The organism is Ralstonia chuxiongensis (genome assembly GCF_024158925.1).
Taxonomy (GTDB): Bacteria; Pseudomonadota; Gammaproteobacteria; order Burkholderiales; family Burkholderiaceae; genus Ralstonia; species Ralstonia chuxiongensis.
Map to the genome: position 1 here is coordinate 549,258 of NZ_JAMYWC010000004.1, position 16,991 is coordinate 566,248.

The following is a 16,991-nucleotide window of genomic DNA, read 5'->3' on the forward strand; positions in this document are numbered from 1 at the left end:
AAAATAGCGCCATCAAGCTTGAGTACCTTGCCCGTTCCTCACAACAAGAAACAGGGATGGCGCAATGGAATTCCGATCGATGTTCGCTCCGGTGCGACGAAAACGCACCGTGTTCACGATGCTCTCTCTTGCCGCGCTGGCCGCTGCCGCCGTGATTGCCGGCTGCGGTGGGTCGTCGTCCGATTCGACGCCGGTGTCCACGGCCGCGCCGTCGGACGCAGCCACGGCCGACGCCAACATCCAGGCCGCGTGGGTTGAGATCGGCGACAGCAACCAGGCTGTCGTGCGCGCCGTCACCAGCTATACGAACAGCGCCTCGCCCGTCGACAGTTCGGTCTGCCCGCTCCTGACGGTGGACGGCACCTCCACGCGCATGACGCTGCGTGTGGCCGCCGGCACCCCCGCACAGCGCACCACGGCCAGCGCCGCCAGCGATTCGAAAGCCTCGTCCTTCCCTGTGAACGCCTGCGAGGCCACCGTGGCATCCACCGCCAAGGCCGCGTCGATCGGCGCGCGCGTGCTGCCCCTGCCCAAGGCGAACCCGCAGCGCGTGGTGATCCTGGCGGACACCGGCTGCCGCATGAAGAAGTCGAGCAACACGTTCCAGTCGTGTAACGACCCGCTGTCGTGGCCGTTTGCGAGCGCTGCCGCCACGGCCGCCAAGATGAACCCGGACCTCGTCCTGCACGTGGGCGACTACCACTACCGCGAAAACGCCTGCCCGCCCGACGTGGCCGGCTGCCAGGGCAGCCCGTGGGGCTACGGCTGGGATACGTGGCAGGCTGATCTGTTCCAGCCCGCCGCCCCCCTGATGGCCGCGGCCCCGTGGGTGCTGGTGCGCGGCAACCACGAGGAATGCGCACGCGCCGGCCAGGGCTGGTACCGCTTCCTGGATCCGCGCCCGTACTCGGCCGACCGCTCGTGCGACAACCCGGCCAACGACACGGCTGCCAACGCCTCAGACCCGTACGCCGTGGCCCTTGGCAGCGATACGCAGGTCATCGTGTTCGACTCGGCCAAGGCGGGCACGACGGCATTGGCGACGACCGACCCGTGGTTCCAGACCTACCAGAAGCAGTTCAGCACGGTGGGCACGCTGGCCGCCAAGCCGGGCGTGATGTCGATCTTCACCAATCACCACCCAATCCTGGGCTTCGTGCCCATCGCGGGCAGCACGCCGCTGGGCGGCAATGCCGCGCTGCTGTCGGTCATGAACAGCCTGAACGCCACGGCCTATTACCCGCCGGGCGTGCAGGTCGCGCTGCACGGCCACGTGCATGACTTCCAGGCCATCAACTTCACGAGCAACCACCCCGCAACCATCGTTGCAGGCAACGCCGGCGATTCGCTCGACGTGGCCCTGCCCGATCCGTTCCCGGCCGTCAGCCCGGCCTCGGGTGTGACGGTTGGCAGCATCTCGCACAACAACTCGTTCGGCTTCATGGTGATGGACCGCCAGGCCGCACCCGCCAAGGGCTGGCTGTTCAAGGCCTACACCGTGGCTGGCAAGCTGCTGACGACCTGCACGCAGAACGGCACGAGCCTGGTGTGCGACAAGACGGGCTTCGTTGCACCTTGAAGCGCCTGAGCACCGCGCTGTGGGTTGCCGCCGCACTCTTCTCGGGTGCGGCGGTGGCCGAATCGATCGGCATGACGCCCAGGTTGGACGCCGTGCCGCCGCCTGCCGAGTCGACCGCGTTTAAACCAGACCCGAACCTCGTCGCGCTCGGCAAGCGGGTGTTTTTCGACCCGCGCCTGTCGGAGCCGCAAGGCACTTCGTGCGCGGCGTGCCATGACCCGGGCCGCGCCTTCGCGCCCACGCTCAAGGGCGAGGCGCTGCGCATCGGCGTGCCGGCTGGCAGCCGCCCCGGGCATGTGGCGGCACGCAACGCGCCGTCGCTGCTGTATCTGCGCTACATCCCGCATCGCTACTTTTTCCAGGACGACGACGCAAGCTTCCCGTCGCCGTTTGGCGGCTTCTTTGCCGATGGCCGGGCAGATTCCATCCCGGAACAGATTCGCGGCCCGCTGTTCAATCCGGACGAAATGGGCAACCGTTCAGCGCGCGACCTGCAGCGCAAGGTGGCCGGCACCGATCTGGGCCAAGCGTTGGCGAAGCAGTTCGGCGCCGATGCAGTGCGTGAACCGGAACGCCTTGTCGGCGTGTTGGGCAAGGCACTGGAAGCCTATTTCCAGAGCGACGAGCTGGCGCCGTTCACCTCGCGCTTCGACGATTTCCTGCGCAAGCGCACGCCGCTTTCCGCCGCCGAGATGCGCGGCCTCGCCTTGTTTCGCAATCCGGACAAAGGCAACTGCGCGTCGTGCCATCTGATGGTGGAATCGTCGTCGCGTCCGGAGCGCTCACTGTTTACCGATTTCGGCTACGACGCCATCGCCGTGCCCCGCAATCCGCTGCTGCCCGCCAACAAGGACCCGCGCCACTTTGACGTTGGGCTGTGCCAGACCGCCCACAAGCTCAAGTGGCCGGAGCCCGATCAGTGGTGCGGCTACTTCCGCACGGCTGGCCTGCGCAACGTGGCGGTGCGCCAGACGTTCATGCACAACGGCGTGTTCCGTACGCTGCGCGACACGGTGGCGTTTTATGCCACGCGCTCGACCGATCCCGCGCAGTGGTACCCCGGCGGCAAGCGTTTCAACGATGTGCCAGCCAAATACCAGGGCAACATCAACGTAAATGCCGTGCCGATGAACCGCCGCCCCGGCACCACGCCTGCGCTGACGGGAGACGAGATCGACGACATCGTTGCGTTCCTGCGCACGCTCACCGATGCGCGCTATGTAGCGCTGATGCCCGATCCGGCGGCGGACAAGGCGCGCTCGGCGCATGCGCCCAAGACAGCCGCCAAAACGGTCGCCGTCGAGCACCAAGCCGCTCCCAGCCCCAATACGCGGTAACAACTTCGTCGCCCGGCCGGCCGCCGTCTCATTGACGCCGGCTGGCCGAGTGCCGATCATGGAGCGTTTCTTTTCCGACCCGTTCGCGCCATGACCATCCTGTCCCGCATCTTTGCTGCTCTGTCGCTGGCCGTTGCCGCCACCGGGGCGCTCGCCCAGACACCCACCGCGCCCAATACCGGCCTGCCCGTGGCCGACCTGACCATCGGCATGTACAAGGTCAAAGCCGAAGTGGCGGCCACCCCGCAAACGCGCGAGACCGGCCTGATGTTCCGCAAGACCATGCCCGACACCGCCGGCATGCTCTTCGTGTTTGATGAATCCGCCGGCCACTGCTTCTGGATGAAGAACACCGACCTGCCGCTGTCCATCGCCTTCATCACCGACGACGGCACCATCTCCGACATTGCCGAGATGAAGCCGCAGACCGAAGACAATCACTGCCCCACCCGGGCCGGCAGCTACGCGCTGGAAATGAATAAAGGCTGGTTCGCACGCAAGGGCATCAAGCCTGGCATGAAGGTGGGCGGACTGCCCCGCTAAAGCACGCACGCATACAACAACAGAGAGGAGACCGCCGCATGCACGCTTTCGACAACAACCGTCGCCGCTGGATGCGGCAGGCCGGCGCGCTGGCCGTGGGTGCGAGCGCGGCGTCTGCAAGTTTGCCGTTGAGCGCTTTGGCCGCCGATGCACCCAAGAAGGGCACGCGGTTGATCTTGCTGGGCACGGCGGGCGGGCCGACGCCGAAGAAGAATCGCTCGGCGCCGGCGCAGGTGATCGTCATCAACGGCGTGTCGTACGTGGTCGATTGCGGCAACGGTGTCGCACGCCAATACGTGACGGCGGGCCTCAAGCTCAAGGACATCCGCCACGTCTTCATCACGCATCAGCATTCCGATCACAACGCCGATTACGGCACGCTGATGCTGCTCGCCTGGGCCACCGACCTGACCGGCCCAGTCGACGCCTGGGGCCCGCCCCCGCTGGCCGCGATGACGACCAAGTTCCTTGAGCTGTACGACTACGACATCCGCACGCGCATTGCCGACGAAGGCCGCCCGCCGCTTGCGCCGATGATCCATCCACACGAAATCAGCGAAGGCGGGCTGGTCATGCAGGACGCCAACGTGAAGGTGACGAGCGCGCTGGTCAAGCACCCGCCGGTGTCGCCGGCATTTGCGTTTCGCTTCGATTCGGCAGACCGCTCCATCGTCATCTCCGGCGATACGGCGCCGAGTGAGAACCTCGTGCGACTCGCTTACGGCGCCGATGTGCTCGTCCATGAGGTGATGCACCTGCCGTCGCTGGACAAGCTGCTGTCCACCGAACCCAATGCCAAGACGCTGCGCGAGCATCTGCTGGCGAGCCACACATCCACCGAAGAAGTCGGCCGCATTGCCACCGAGGCCAAGGTGAAGACGCTGGTGCTGTCGCACTTCGTGCCCGGCGGCTATCCGTTCCTTGAAGACTCAGTCTGGCTGGATGCCGTGCGCCCGCACTTCAAGGGCGAGATCATCGTCGGGCACGATCTGCAGGAAATTTAAGGGCGGCCGCTGGTCGCTTCGCTGCAATCGCGGTAGAGCTGATTGCGGCTGCCGGGCAGGGTCTCGTCGGCGAGGAAGCCGGTGGGGCCTTTCGTCCACCACACATACTGGCCCGACGCATAGCGCGCACCCGAAGCGGCCATCACGTTGGCAAACACGAGCGTCTTGCCGTTCAGTGTCATGGCGGCCAGCGGCGTGTCACCCACCGTCATGTATTTCACGAGGAGCGTCTTGCCGCCTTCGCACGTGTAGCGCACGTCGTGCGGGTCCTTGATCGGCAACGCAGAATACGCACGCGCCTGATCGATCGCCTTGTTGAGCCCGGCCTTGGCAAAGTCGAGCGCGGTGTTCAGATCGTCGGACGACATACCGGGCACCGGCGACTGCTGCGCGGTGGCAATACCGCTAAATACGCCGGCGCCCAGCACCAGCCCAAACATCACTGCAGTTGCAAATCGACGCATGGATCCGTCTCCTGGGAATGGTCAGCGCAAGCCGGTTAGTCTGCCGCGTCGCTGTCAGGTTCTATGGGCTTGAGCACAAATGCGGTCGGCTCGACACGCTGTGGCAGCTCATCGGACAGCGCGCGCGCGGCCTCGGCAAAGCACTGCACGAGGCTGTCCGCCAGCGATGACGGCGCGTGATGCTCGGCACGCATGGCGCGCACGTCAAACGTCTGCGCCGGCTCCAGCGCGAACAGCGCGATACGCTCCATGCTGCCGGTGGCAGCCGTGAACTGATCGAGCATCGTCACGCCGAGCGACTCTTCCACCAACGAACGCGCCAACGAATACGTCTGCACTTCCAGCGTCGACTGCGGCGCCAGACCACCACGTGCCAGCGTCTGCCCGACCAGCGAGCCCAGCGATATCTGGTCTTCCAATCCGATGAAAGGCTTTTCGGCAACGAGCTTGTGCAGCGCGCGGCCATCCGTCTTGCCGCCCACCCAGGCGCGCGGCGCGGCCAGCAGGATGCGGCCCTGCGCGACCGGCGTGGTGCTGATGGCCGGATGCACGGGCGGTGCAAAGGCAAACCCGACGTCGATGTCCTGCGAGAGCAAGCCCTGGACGATTTCAGCCGTGTGATGCGTGAACACGCGTACCAGCGTATCGGGATGCCGCTGCGAGAAACGCCGCACCGCGGGGGCCAGGATACTGGGCGCCAGGCTGGGCGTAGCGGCCACGCGCAAGCGCCCCGCCCCCTTATGGCGCAAATTGGCCGACACGCGCCGCACGCGCTCGACCTCCTGATAAAGCCGCTCGACTTCGCTGAACAGTTCGAACGCCTCGGCGGTGGGCTGCAGGCGCCCTTTGGTGCGGTCAAACAGGCGGAAGCCGAGTTGCAGCTCGGTGTGCTGAAGCACGCGCGTCACCACGGGTTGCGACACGTTCAGCATGCGCGCGGCCTCGCTGACGGTCCCGACCAGCATCACGGCGCGGAAGACTTCAATCTGGCGCAGACGCATGGCCACCGGTCCTCACAATCCGAATAGGGAAGCGCCGATTGTGACATCCAGCGCCGGTCTTCGGCTAGGCGGGGGCGGGTGTGGCGGAAACGCCCTCCGCTTCCAGCGCATCCAGAAACACGCGCACCTTGCGCGGCACCAGCTTGCGGGCAGGCATCAGCGCGTAGACGCGCAGCGCGGTCAGCTCGAAATCCGGCAGCACGCGCACGAGCCGGCCGGCCGCGACTTCCGTATCGCCCACCGAGCGGGCCATGCGCGCCACACCCAGGCCACGCACGGCGGCCCGGGCGCGCATTTCGGCATTCAAGGTCTGCAGACGCGGCTGGATCGGGACTTCGATGGGCTCGACCGCGGGCTCGCCGACGGGGCGGAAGGCCCAGCTTGCATCGTCGGGGCCGGACAGGCAGGGCCAGCCGGCAAGGTCAGCGGGCGTCTTGAGCGGCGGACGTTCCGCCAGCAAAGCCGGCGACGCATACAAACCGCGCGGGATCAGCACCACGCGGCGCGCAACGAGTGACGAATCCGGCAGCATCTGGTCGACCATCACGAAGACGATGTCGTAGCCGCTGGCCAGCAGGTCGGGTTGCTCCCACGAGATGTGCACCTGGATTTGCAGATGCGGGTATTTCTCAAGCGTGCGGCATACGGGTTCGGTCAGGTGCTGCGCGCCGACTTCGTACGGCGCGGCGATGCGCAGCGTGCCGGCCACGGTTTCGCTGGCTGCGGTGGTGTCGGCGTGCACTTCGCGCAGGCGCTCGAACAACGGCGCGATGTCGTCGTAGAACTGCGAGCCCGCTTCGGTCAGCCGCAACTGGCGAGTGGTACGCGTCATGAGCCGCACGCCCAGCCCGGCCTCCAGCCGTGATACGGCGGCGCTGGCCGTCGATTTGGGGATGCCCAGCGCCTCGGCGGCGGCGGTGAAGCTGCCGGCCTCCACCACGCGGCAGAAGGTTTCCCAGTCGTTCCACTCCATTGTTCGCATGACTGGACAGTGTTCCTAGAGTTGGCCGTTTATCCGGCTGGCGGGCAAGTTTATGCTCGGGCACATGTCGCTGCAAATCCTCAAACCCGCGTCTCTGCGGGCGTTTCCCCACTTTTCTTCGGCGCGCGTCCACGCTTTTGGGCTGGCGCTGGGCCTCTCCTCGGGCCTCGATTTTGTCTCTTCGCAGATGTTCGCCGTGGCGGGCCAGCACATCCAGGGCGGTGTGCATGCGAGCCCCGAGGCATATCTGTACGCCGTCACAGCGTATGCCGTGGCGGCCGTGGTCGCCAACCTCGCCATCGGCCGCATTGCAGCGCACGTGGGCTATCGGATGTATTCGCTGGTGGGCATCGTGCTGTTCGCCATCGGCTGCGTGGTGTGCACCCAATCCAACAACATCGGCGAACTGGTCATCGGGCGGACCATCCAAGGCCTGGGCGCGGGCGGCTTGTTTTCGGCGTCGCGCATTCTGGTGCAGCTCACGACCGAACCCGATGAGCGCATTCCTCCAATGCTGATGTTCAGCGTCGGCCTGTTCGGGCTGACCACTCTTGCGCCGTGGATCTGCGCCGAGGTGCTGGAGTACAGCGAATGGCGCGTGATTTTCTGGATCGAACTGGCGCTGGCCAGCGTGGCATGGGTGGCGATGTTCCTCCTACCGCCCGAACACCATCAGCCGCGCACACGCGCCGCACGCCGCCCCGATGAAGCGCCACCAGAAGACAGCCAGTGGGATTGGGTTGGCGTGGGTGCCATGGCCATCGGCGCGCTGTCGGTTCTGATGGGGCTGTCGGAGCTGCGCTACAGCCGGCTGACGGCCTCGCCTTTGATTCCGCTGTTGTTGCTGGGCGGTGCCGCTTCGCTGCTGCTGGCCATCCACCGCCTGCGCACGCACCCGGACCCGTGGCTCGATCTCTCGCGCCTGAACGGTCGCCGCTACCTGTGGGGCATCGGCTTCTACGGCATCTATTACTTGATGAGCGGGTACTGGTCGTACCTGTTTCCGGCGGTATCGCAGGGCGGCCTGGGCTTTACATTCCGCACGACCACGCTGTTCCTGATGATCAGCGGCGCAGTGTCGACCGTGGTGGCCGTCGTCATGACGATTTGGTTGCCGTTCTTCTTCCGCAAGCGCCGCTTCATTGCCATCGGCTTTGCCGTGTATGCGGCAGCGGCGCTGCTGCTGGCGACAAGCCTGATGCCGGGCGCGCCGGACTATGCGTTCTTCCCCGTGTCGGTCCTGGAAGGCATCACGCCGGGCGCGGTGATGATTCAGGTCGCGATGATGACCTACCTCGATCTCGACCGCGAAGACTTCGCGCACGGCTATCAGATGAAGAACATCGCGCGCCAGTTTGCGACTGCGGTGGGCACGGGGCTGGCGGCTGTGTCGCTGCAGACGCAGCAGGCGGAATCGCGCTCGCTGATCGTGGCGCATGTCACGCGCTTCACGGCAGACCTGCAGGCCGCCAACCCGCTCACGCCCGAGCGCCTGGCGAGTTTGTCCGCCGAAATTGATCGGCAAGCCACGCTGCTGGCGGGCACGCAGCTCTTCAGTTGGTTTGCGGTGGCATGCGGCGTGTTTGCCGTGCTGGTGTTGGTGCAGCGGTCGTTGCGTTGAGCGCGCGCATCACGACTTCTGCACCGCGTACCTCCCCGGCCCTACAGCAGCCAACAGAAACAGCCCGCCCATGATGCTCAGGTTCTTGTAGAACTGGATTTTGTTGGCAGCTTCCATGGCGCCTTGCATATCCCAGTAGGAATGGGCGATGAACGACGTGCCGAGCACGAACAGCGCCATCAGAAGGGCCAGCGGCCGCGTCCACAGGCCGATGAGCAAGGCGATGCCCACGCCAAACTCCATGACGACGGCAACCGCGGCAGCGACCATCGGCATAGGCGCACCTGTGCTGGCCATGTAGCCGACCGTGCCCTGGAAGCCTGTCAGCTTGCCCCAACCGGACATCACGAACAGCACCATCATCAGGATGCGGGCGAGCAGGATCAGTTCGTCGCGCCAGCGTTGAATGAATGCGTCCATCGCAGCCTCCGGAGCCAGTTATGGTGGCTCCAGTCTAGGCGCTGGAATTGCCAAGTGTGGTTTCGAGCGCATCGAGTACCGCCTGAATCACACCGTGCCGCACATGCTCTTTCCGCTCGATCATGCCGACGGCGCGCACGGGCGTCTGCGGCGGCATGGGCAGCACGCGCAGAGCGGGGTCGCTCTCCCAGCTCGCCCGGCGCAGTCGCGGCACCAGCGTCACCCCCACCTGCTGGCGCGCCAGCTCGACAATCGCCTCGATTGAATTGACCTCGATGAACTCGTTGACCGCCATGTGCGTCTTGCGCAGGGCACGGTCAATCAACGCGCCGGTGCGCACCGCGCGGTCGAAGCGCAGAAACGGATGGGTGCGCAGAACTTCCTCTGCGCGGCCGCGCGTATGGCGGCCCGCCACCACCACCAGCGGCTCGGTATAGAGCGGATGCCAAGCAAGATTGGCGGGCAGGCGTTCCAGGTGTTCGACCACCAGCGCGCCATCCAGCTCGCCCGCTTCCACCTGCTCCGCCAGTTCACCCGATTTGCCGGTGATGAGCTTGACGTCCAGCCCCTTGTGCACCTGCTTGAGCCCCGCCACCGCATGTGCCAACGATCCCATCACCGAGACCACCGCGCCAATCGCCACGGCACCGGACAACTCCGTCTGCGGTTCGTCGCCGATGCGCATGGCGTCGTACAGGCCCAGCAGGTGTTCGGCTTGGGGCAGCAGCGCTCGGCCATGGGCGTTCAAGGTGACAGTGCGCCCCGACCGGTCGAACAGATCGCGGCGCAGTTCGGTTTCCAGCGCACGCATCTGCAGGCTCACCGCGGCCTGCGTCAGCGCAACGCGCTCGGCGGCGGCGGCAAACGAGCCATGGCGTGCCACGGCAACAAAGGTGCGAAGGAAGCGGACGGTACTCACGGCAAGGCGCGGCGGATTCTCAAGTTTTTCTTAAGCTTTATCCAATGAATTTTAACTTTATTAAATCCAGCGCACCGCAAATAATCATTCGTCAAACATTCCCACTTATTTGCGCTTAAGCCCCATGTCCTCCCACCGCTTCGATTGGCAAAACCCGTATCCCACCGTCCGCATTCCGCTGTTTGCGCGCAACGTTGTCTCCACGTCTCACCCGCTGGCCGCGCAAGCCGGACTGCGCATGCTGCTTGCGGGCGGCAGCGCCGTTGATGCGGCCATCGCGGCGGCGGCCATGCTGACCGTGGTCGAGCCCGTCTCGTGCGGCCTCGGCAGCGATGCATTCGCCATCTTGTGGGACGGCAAGGCGCTGCACGGCTTGAACGCCTCCGGTACCGCGCCGCAGGCCTGGAACCTCGACTACTTTCGCAACAAGTACGGCGAAGACGCCAACGGCAACCCCAAGCGCCCCATGCGCGGCTGGGATGCGGTGACCGTGCCCGGCGCCATCTCCGCCTGGGCCGCATTGCACGAGCGCTTCGGCAAGCTGCCGTTTGCCGATGTGTTGGAACCTGCCGCCGAGATTGCCGAGCGCGGCCACACCATCGCGCCCATCGTTGCGCACAAGTGGGCAGCGGCCATTCCCGAGCTGCACAACCAGCCCGGCTACGCGCAGGCCTTCATGCCGCACGGCCGCGCGCCGGAAGTGGGCGAGAAGTTCAAGCTGCCCGATGCCGCTGCCACGCTGCGCCGCCTTGGCCAGACCAACGGCCGTGATTTCTACGAAGGCGAACTCGCTGAACGCATTGCCGCGTACTCGCGCGAATGCGGCGGCGGCATGACCGCGCAAGACCTGCGCGACTATCGCCCCGAGTGGGTCAAGCCCATCACCAAGCGCTATCGCGGCTACGACCTGCACGAGATCCCGCCCAATGGCCAGGGCATCGCCGCGCTCATCGCGCTGGGCATTCTCGACCGCTTTGACCTCGGCGCCCTGCCCGTCGACTCGGCGGATTCGCAGCATCTGCAGATTGAAGCGATGAAGCTGGCGTTTGCCGATCTGTACAAATACGTGGCCGACCCGCGCTCGATGGAAGTCACGCCCGAGCAGATGCTCGACGACGCGTACCTCGATGCACGCGCCAAGCTCATCGACATGGGCCGCGCGCAGATGCCGACCTTCGGCATGCCGCGCGCCGGCGGCACGGTGTACCTGACCGCCGCCGATGAGAACGGCATGATGGTCTCGTTCATCCAGTCCAACTACATGGGCTTCGGCTCCGGCGTGGTGGTGCCGGGCACAGGCATCAGCCTGCAGAACCGCGGCTTCGGATTCTCGATGGATGCGCGCTCGGCCAACGTGGTGGAAGGCGGCAAGCGGCCGTTCCACACCATCATCCCCGCGTTCCTGACCAAGGACGGCCAGCCGCAGATGAGCTTTGGCGTGATGGGCGGCGACATGCAGCCGCAAGGCCATCTGCAGACGCTTGTGCGCATGCTCGATTACAAGCAGCAGCCGCAGGCCGCATGCGATGCACCGCGCTGGAAGGTCAACCGTGATTTCACGCTCGACGTGGAAAGCACGATGAACGCCAAGACCGTCGCTGCGCTGGAAGCGCGCGGGCACAAGCTTGAATCGGTGGCCGATCCGTACATGGATTTCGGTTCCGGCCAGTTCATCTGGCGCCTGTCGGACGACGCCGACCACGGCTACGTGGCCGCCAGCGACAGCCGCCGAGACGGCCACGCTGTGGGCTTCTAAAGAAAGCCCCCGCACCAGCGCGCTGACCCGTCGGACCGGGCGGGCAACGCGCTGCAGTCTCCATAAAAACGATCCCGGCCGGCACCAAAGGAACCTTCATCATGACCGCCCCCTCTGCGGCAGGCTCTGCTGCACCCGCTCGTCCTGCAACAACGAGTGCAGCACATGCGCGGCGCATCGTCATTTCGTCGTCGATCGGCAACGCGCTGGAGTGGTACGACTTTCTCGTCTACGGCTTCTTCGCATCCATCATCGGCAAGCTGTTCTTTCCGGCCGATGACGAATGGGTGTCGCTGCTGTTTGCGGTGGGCAGCTTTGGCGTGTCGTTCATCACGCGGCCGGTGGGCGCGATCGTGCTTGGCATATATGCCGACAAGAAGGGGCGCAAGGCGGCACTCACGCTGTCGATCCTGCTGATGATTGTCGGCACGCTGGTGATTGCCGTGATGCCGAGCTACCAGCAGATCGGCATCGTGGCGCCCGTCACCATCCTGCTTGCACGCCTGGTCCAAGGCTTTGCGGTGGGTGGGGAATTCGGCAGCGCAACGGCCTTCATGGTGGAGCACAGCACGCGCGGGCGCGGGTACTACGCAAGCTGGCAATTCGCCAGCCAGGGCATTGCCACCATTCTTGCGGCAGGGCTGGGGGCGCTGCTCACGGCATCGCTCACGCCGGCGGATCTGGAGGGCTGGGGCTGGCGGTTGCCGTTCATCTTTGGTCTGCTGGTCGGCCCGGTAGGTTTCTACATCCGCCGCCATCTGGATGAGACGCCCGAGTTCGTTGCCGAGCAAAAGAAGACGACGATCGACCCGCAAGCTTCCTTCAAAGCGCAGTGGATCAACCTGCTGCTTGCGGTGGGCGTGGTGGCGCAATCGACTGTGTCGGTGTACGTGTTGCAGCTCTACATGCCTACGTACGCCGTCAAGCAGTTGCACCTGCCGGCGGCTCAGTCGTTCGCGGTGGTCGTGCTCAACGGCGGGCTGCAGTTCCTGCTCTCGCCGGTGATGGGCGCGCTGTCGGATCGCATTGGCCGTATCCGCATCATGCTCACCACGTCAGCGCTGATGATCCTGCTGATCTACCCGATGTTTGCGCTGTTGCGCGTGTATCCGACCATCGGCGCGCTGCTGGCGCTGCAAGCCGTGTCGGGCATCTTCAAGGCAGCGTATTCAGGCCCGATGCCGGCGTTGATGTCAGAGATCTTTCCCACGCGCGTGCGCTCGACCGGCCTGTCGCTCGGCTACAGCCTGGGCGTGACGCTGTTCGGTGGGTTCGCGCCGTTCATCGTCACGTGGCTGATCCACACCACGGGCGATACGCTGGCACCGAGCTACTACGTGCTGACGGCGGCCGTGGTGAGCGGCATCTCGCTGACGGTCATCGCGCTGCGTCGTCGCAGGCAAGCGCACGCTGGCTGAGCATTTACGCTTTCTTTACGCGGCGCCACGCCCCTTTTTCACGCTTTTTACGAGCGAATCGATACGGTGTCGTCATGTTCAACGACATGGCGGCGCAGGCCGTCGCCACCTCATCATGGCGCGATCGATGCTCCTGTCTTCGCTGGTTCCGCAGTTGCTGCCACCCTCTCCGGCGACGATGCCTCGCGCGGTTGCCATGCCGGCCCGCCAATACGTCTGCCTGCGCGTGACGGTGCCCGGCGATGCGCCGCACGCGATTCGCCGGCACCTCCATGCGTTGCTCGGCGACACGCTTGGGCTGTACATCGTCCGGCATGACGCTCGCCGCAAGGCCATCACGGTGGATCTGGAACTGGCCCATGCAGACGTGGATGCAGTAATCGGCGCACTGCTGCGTGGCTTGCCCTGTGCCACGCTGGGCCGCATCACGCCGCTGTGCATGTCGCGCAGGCGCGCGCTCGCGTCGCTGCACTGAGGCGCGCCATGTTCTCGGGAATCTGGATTCCGTTGGTCACACCGTTTCACCGCGATCGCGTCGACACCGCCGCGCTGCGCCGATTGGTGCGCCATTACCAAAGCGCCGGTGTGTCGGGTTTCGTTGCACTGGGCACGACGGGGGAAGCCGCGCTGCTCTCGCAAATCGAGCGCTATACCGTGCTTGAGGCCATCGCTGAGGCTTGCGGCGATCGCACGCCTTTCCTGATAGGCGTGGGCGCGGCCGACACGCGCGAAGTCTGCGCGCAAATCCGACACTACGAGCGTTGGAACAGCGCGGGCTACCTAGTGCCACCGCCTTACTACGTCTGCCCGTCGCAGGCGGGATTGCGCTGGCATTACGCGCAAGTGGCCGCCAGCACGGCCCGCCCGGTGGTGCTCTACAACGTGCCCAAACGCACGGGCGTCTCGATCGCGCCGCAGACCGCGCTGGTGCTGGCAGAGCAGCCCAACATCGTCGCCATCAAGGAATGTGTGGCCGAGCATTTCGGCGCGTTGCAAGGCGGGCCGCTGGATGTGCTGAGCGGAGATGACGGCGCGCTGCTCGATTGCCTGGCACATGGCGGCACGGGCGGCATCCTCGCCGGTGCGCATCTGCGGCCTGAGCTATTCGTGGCACTTGTTGCGCACCATCGCGCGGGTCGCATCGACGAAGCCCGGCGGTTGGCCGACGCCCTCGCGCCGTTGGCGGCGCTGCTGTTTGCGGAGCCAAACCCGGCGCCGGTCAAAGCGTTGTTGTCCGCGCAGGGAAGCGTTGGCGCAGATACGCGCGCGCCGATTCTGCCGGTGTCAGAATCGCTGCACCGTCGCCTGATGACAGCGATGCACACGCTGGAAAACGTCGAAGCAGATTGCCCGCTGCGACTGGCCTAGATACCGAGAGGGCCGCTCAGGCGCCCTTGTACCACGCCGCGTTGAACGGCGCGCCATGGCGCATGTAACGCGCGCCGCGATGATGACGACGTGCGTTGGCGGGTGCCGGCGCATCGTTGTCTTCCAGGGTCTCGCGTTCGGCCACCGTGCGGGCACGCGGCTGCTGCACTTGCGAATACACACGTTGTTCCATCCGATCACGCGCTGCCGCAACGCGGTCGGGCGATGCGGGTTGCGTGGCAGCTTCCGCGGGCGCAGGCGCAACGGCCGACGCTGGCGTGGCTGCGTTGGCAGGCCCGGCAGCCATGGCAACGCTCATCGCATCACCAGCCTGGGCGGCTGTCGGCGTGTGGCCGGCAAGGCTCTTCACCCAGGGCGCGTGGTACATCCCAACGTAGATGGCGCCGGTCACGGCAATCAACGCGGCAGCAACACTGCTGAATGCACCGCCTATCACGGCACCCGACACGCGCTCCCACCAGGGCTTGCGCTCTGCGTCGGCCTGTTCCACATCCGACACCTCGGTCGGATCAACATGGGTGGCAGCCAGATGCGACGACTCTGCGGCGTCTGGTGGTTGAGCAGTGATTGAAGCAGGCAAGCGCATGGTAAGAACTCGAAATAATGGATCGGCAGCGTCATCTGCTACCGAACGTTATTCGGGAACCGCCGCATGTCATCTGTGTGACAGCCGGACGGAGGATGAGCAGCCTTGGTTAGCAAGTTTCCTGCCGGGCTTTGTGCGATGCCGCAAATCGCCGCCAGCCCTTGTCAATGCTTGCACCGGATCTGCGTGCAGACGATTCGGCAGCGCGGCGGCATGCCCGTACGTACGCACAGCAGGTAGACTTTGCAAAGTTTACCGGGTGTGACGCCCGGGCTGACCCTGCCCTACTAGCCTCACAGGCCTCTCAAGGAGAACATCGTGCGTTGGGATGACATGCGCGAAAGCAATAACGTCGAGGATGAGCGCGCCTCCTCTGGCGGCGGCTTCGGTGGCGGCGGCATGCGGCTAGGCATCGGCGGCATCGCAATCGTGGCCGTCGTGGGCTTGCTGATGGGCAAGAACCCGCTGGAAATCCTCAGCATGGTGATGCAGGTATCGCAGAACGCGCCGACGCAATCCGCGCAGCACAGTCCTGCCCGCCCCACCGGCGAGACCGACAACGACCGCAGCAAGCAATTGGTTTCGCACGTGCTGGGCGACACCGAAGACACCTGGACGCAACTGTTCAAGCAAGCCGGGCGCGCATACCAGCCGCCCAAGCTCGTGCTGTTCCGCCAGGGCATCCGCTCAGGCTGCGGCGACGCCACTTCGGCCGTTGGCCCGTTCTATTGCCCGGCCGACACCAAGGTCTACCTTGACCTCGGCTTCTTCGATGAACTGCGCCGCAAGTTTGGCGCCCCGGGCGACTTTGCTGCCGCGTACGTCGTCGCGCACGAGGTCGGCCATCACGTGCAGAACCTGCTGGGCGTGTCGGAGAAGGTCAGTCGCGCCCAGGCCGGCAAATCGCAGGCCGGGGCGAATGCGCTGTCGGTCAAGCTGGAGCTGCAGGCCGATTGCCTGGCCGGCGTGTGGGGCCACTTTGCGCAGCAACGCGGCCTGCTGGAGCGCGGCGACCTGGAGCAGGCGCTGACCGCCGCGCACGCCATCGGCGACGACACGCTGCAGCGCAACGCCGGCCGCAGCGTCACGCCCGATGCCTTCACGCACGGCACGTCTGAGCAGCGCATGCACTGGTTCCGCCAGGGCTTCGATGGCGGCGACCTTCGCCAGTGCGATACCTTCCGCTCCGGAGCGAATGCCTGATCGCCTGATCGCCGATCAGCGCCCACCCGCGCAATCCAGCAGCGCGCCCGTCACGTAAGACGCCGCATCGGAGAGCAGCCAGACGATGGTCTCGGCCACTTCCTGCGGCGTGCCGGGCCGGCCGATCGGCGTGGCGCCGCCCAGGCGCTGCGCGCGATCGGGCTGGCCGCCTGAGGCGTGAATATCGGTCTCGATCAAACCGGGGCGCACGGCATTGACGCGCACGCCATCGCGCCCGAGTTCACGCGCCAACCCTAGCGTCATGGTGTCGACGGCACCCTTGGAGGCGGCGTAGTCGACATATTCGTGCGGCGACCCCAGCCGCGATGCCGCCGACGACACGTTCACCACCGAACCGCCCACGCCACCGCGCGACGTCGACAGCCGCCGCGCCGCCTCGCGTGCCACCAAGAAGGCACCCAGCACGTTGGTCTCGAACATCGTGCGCAGCCGGTGCGTGGTCATGTCGGCCACGTCCTGAGCCTCCGCCACGATGCCGGCGTTGTTGACCACGCCATGCAGCGCGCCAAAGCGCCCCGTCGCGGCCTCGAATAGCGCGATCACATCTTCATCGCTCGACACATCGCCCTGCACCGCCAGCGCGTGGCCGCCCGCCTGTTCGATCAGCCCCACCGTCTCTTCCGCCGCCTGCCGGTTGCCGCGATATTGCAGCGCGACAGACCAGCCGCGTTGGCCACACAGCACCGCCGTGGCGCGGCCGATACCCCGGCTCCCGCCGGTAATGACGATGGTCTTGGACATGCCGATC

The 16,991-nt window shown here is 65.7% G+C and carries 17 protein-coding genes; 10 read left to right on the plus strand and 7 right to left on the minus strand.

The features are described 5' to 3' along the window. Nucleotides 1-64 precede the first annotated feature (64 nt). The 4 genes from NKG59_RS16105 to NKG59_RS16120 all read left to right on the plus strand — a co-directional run bounded on the left by NKG59_RS16105 (nucleotide 65) and on the right by NKG59_RS16120 (nucleotide 4,463). The gene (locus tag NKG59_RS16105) at nucleotides 65-1,579 is read left to right on the plus strand and encodes a metallophosphoesterase (RefSeq protein ID WP_253538668.1); all 1,515 of its coding nucleotides are present in this window, start codon (nucleotides 65-67) and stop codon (nucleotides 1,577-1,579) included. Further along, entirely contained in the window at nucleotides 1,576-2,916 is a 1,341-nt protein-coding gene (locus NKG59_RS16110) for a cytochrome-c peroxidase (protein WP_253538671.1), read from the plus strand. Before NKG59_RS16105 ends, NKG59_RS16110 begins: the two co-directional genes overlap by 4 nt. A gap of 90 nt (nucleotides 2,917-3,006) precedes the next feature. Then, on the plus strand, nucleotides 3,007-3,459 hold the full coding sequence (locus NKG59_RS16115; protein WP_253538674.1) for a DUF192 domain-containing protein: 453 nt from the start codon (nucleotides 3,007-3,009) through the stop codon (nucleotides 3,457-3,459). 38 nt (nucleotides 3,460-3,497) lie between these two features. Then, nucleotides 3,498-4,463 carry an MBL fold metallo-hydrolase gene (locus tag NKG59_RS16120; RefSeq protein ID WP_253538677.1) on the plus strand — a complete coding sequence of 322 codons (966 nt, stop codon included), beginning with the start codon at nucleotides 3,498-3,500 and terminating at the stop codon, nucleotides 4,461-4,463. On the opposite strand, the gene NKG59_RS16125 is transcribed toward NKG59_RS16120, so the two are convergent. The 3 genes from NKG59_RS16125 to NKG59_RS16135 all read right to left on the minus strand — a co-directional run bounded on the left by NKG59_RS16125 (nucleotide 4,460) and on the right by NKG59_RS16135 (nucleotide 6,901). Beyond that, nucleotides 4,460-4,927 (minus strand): MliC family protein, encoded by a 468-nt coding sequence (locus tag NKG59_RS16125; RefSeq protein ID WP_253538680.1) that lies wholly within the window; start codon nucleotides 4,925-4,927, stop codon nucleotides 4,460-4,462. The genes NKG59_RS16120 and NKG59_RS16125 overlap by 4 nt on opposite strands. A gap of 35 nt (nucleotides 4,928-4,962) precedes the next feature. Further along, nucleotides 4,963-5,928, minus strand: coding sequence for a LysR family transcriptional regulator (locus tag NKG59_RS16130; protein ID WP_253538683.1), 966 nt, complete (start codon nucleotides 5,926-5,928; stop codon nucleotides 4,963-4,965). A 64-nt stretch (nucleotides 5,929-5,992) separates the two neighbouring features. Next, a complete protein-coding gene (locus tag NKG59_RS16135; protein ID WP_045202749.1) occupies nucleotides 5,993-6,901 on the minus strand; it encodes a LysR family transcriptional regulator in 909 nt (302 codons plus the stop codon). 73 nt (nucleotides 6,902-6,974) lie between these two features. On the opposite strand from NKG59_RS16135, the gene NKG59_RS16140 reads away from it, so the two are divergent. Then, nucleotides 6,975-8,531 (plus strand): MFS transporter, encoded by a 1,557-nt coding sequence (locus tag NKG59_RS16140; RefSeq protein WP_253538686.1) that lies wholly within the window; start codon nucleotides 6,975-6,977, stop codon nucleotides 8,529-8,531. A 9-nt stretch (nucleotides 8,532-8,540) separates the two neighbouring features. Here NKG59_RS16140 and NKG59_RS16145 read toward each other — a convergent pair whose 3' ends face one another. Together NKG59_RS16145 and NKG59_RS16150 are read right to left on the minus strand one after the other, a co-directional pair. Next, nucleotides 8,541-8,951: a DoxX family protein gene (locus NKG59_RS16145; protein ID WP_253538689.1), complete on the minus strand. Its 411-nt coding sequence runs from the start codon at nucleotides 8,949-8,951 to the stop codon at nucleotides 8,541-8,543. Nucleotides 8,952-8,985: 34 nt separating this feature from the next. Then, nucleotides 8,986-9,870: a LysR family transcriptional regulator gene (locus tag NKG59_RS16150; protein ID WP_253538692.1), complete on the minus strand. Its 885-nt coding sequence runs from the start codon at nucleotides 9,868-9,870 to the stop codon at nucleotides 8,986-8,988. A 124-nt stretch (nucleotides 9,871-9,994) separates the two neighbouring features. On the opposite strand from NKG59_RS16150, the gene NKG59_RS16155 reads away from it, so the two are divergent. The 4 genes from NKG59_RS16155 to dapA all read left to right on the plus strand — a co-directional run bounded on the left by NKG59_RS16155 (nucleotide 9,995) and on the right by dapA (nucleotide 14,412). Beyond that, nucleotides 9,995-11,626 (plus strand): gamma-glutamyltransferase family protein, encoded by a 1,632-nt coding sequence (locus NKG59_RS16155; protein WP_253538695.1) that lies wholly within the window; start codon nucleotides 9,995-9,997, stop codon nucleotides 11,624-11,626. A 101-nt stretch (nucleotides 11,627-11,727) separates the two neighbouring features. Continuing rightward, nucleotides 11,728-13,044, plus strand: a complete 1,317-nt coding sequence (locus tag NKG59_RS16160; RefSeq protein ID WP_253538698.1) for an MFS transporter — start codon at nucleotides 11,728-11,730, stop codon at nucleotides 13,042-13,044. Nucleotides 13,045-13,171: 127 nt separating this feature from the next. After that, complete coding sequence (locus NKG59_RS16165) at nucleotides 13,172-13,519, plus strand: hypothetical protein (protein ID WP_253538700.1); 348 nt, start codon at nucleotides 13,172-13,174, stop codon at nucleotides 13,517-13,519. 8 nt (nucleotides 13,520-13,527) lie between these two features. After that, complete coding sequence (gene dapA, locus NKG59_RS16170) at nucleotides 13,528-14,412, plus strand: 4-hydroxy-tetrahydrodipicolinate synthase (RefSeq protein WP_253538703.1); 885 nt, start codon at nucleotides 13,528-13,530, stop codon at nucleotides 14,410-14,412. Nucleotides 14,413-14,428: 16 nt separating this feature from the next. On the opposite strand, the gene NKG59_RS16175 is transcribed toward dapA, so the two are convergent. Then, nucleotides 14,429-15,019, minus strand: coding sequence for a hypothetical protein (locus NKG59_RS16175; RefSeq protein ID WP_253538706.1), 591 nt, complete (start codon nucleotides 15,017-15,019; stop codon nucleotides 14,429-14,431). Between the two features lie 318 nt (nucleotides 15,020-15,337). On the opposite strand from NKG59_RS16175, the gene ypfJ reads away from it, so the two are divergent. After that, nucleotides 15,338-16,222 (plus strand): KPN_02809 family neutral zinc metallopeptidase, encoded by an 885-nt coding sequence (gene ypfJ, locus NKG59_RS16180; protein WP_253538709.1) that lies wholly within the window; start codon nucleotides 15,338-15,340, stop codon nucleotides 16,220-16,222. A 15-nt stretch (nucleotides 16,223-16,237) separates the two neighbouring features. On the opposite strand, the gene NKG59_RS16185 is transcribed toward ypfJ, so the two are convergent. Then, nucleotides 16,238-16,984 (minus strand): SDR family oxidoreductase, encoded by a 747-nt coding sequence (locus NKG59_RS16185; RefSeq protein WP_253538711.1) that lies wholly within the window; start codon nucleotides 16,982-16,984, stop codon nucleotides 16,238-16,240. Nucleotides 16,985-16,991: the final 7 nt, after the last annotated feature.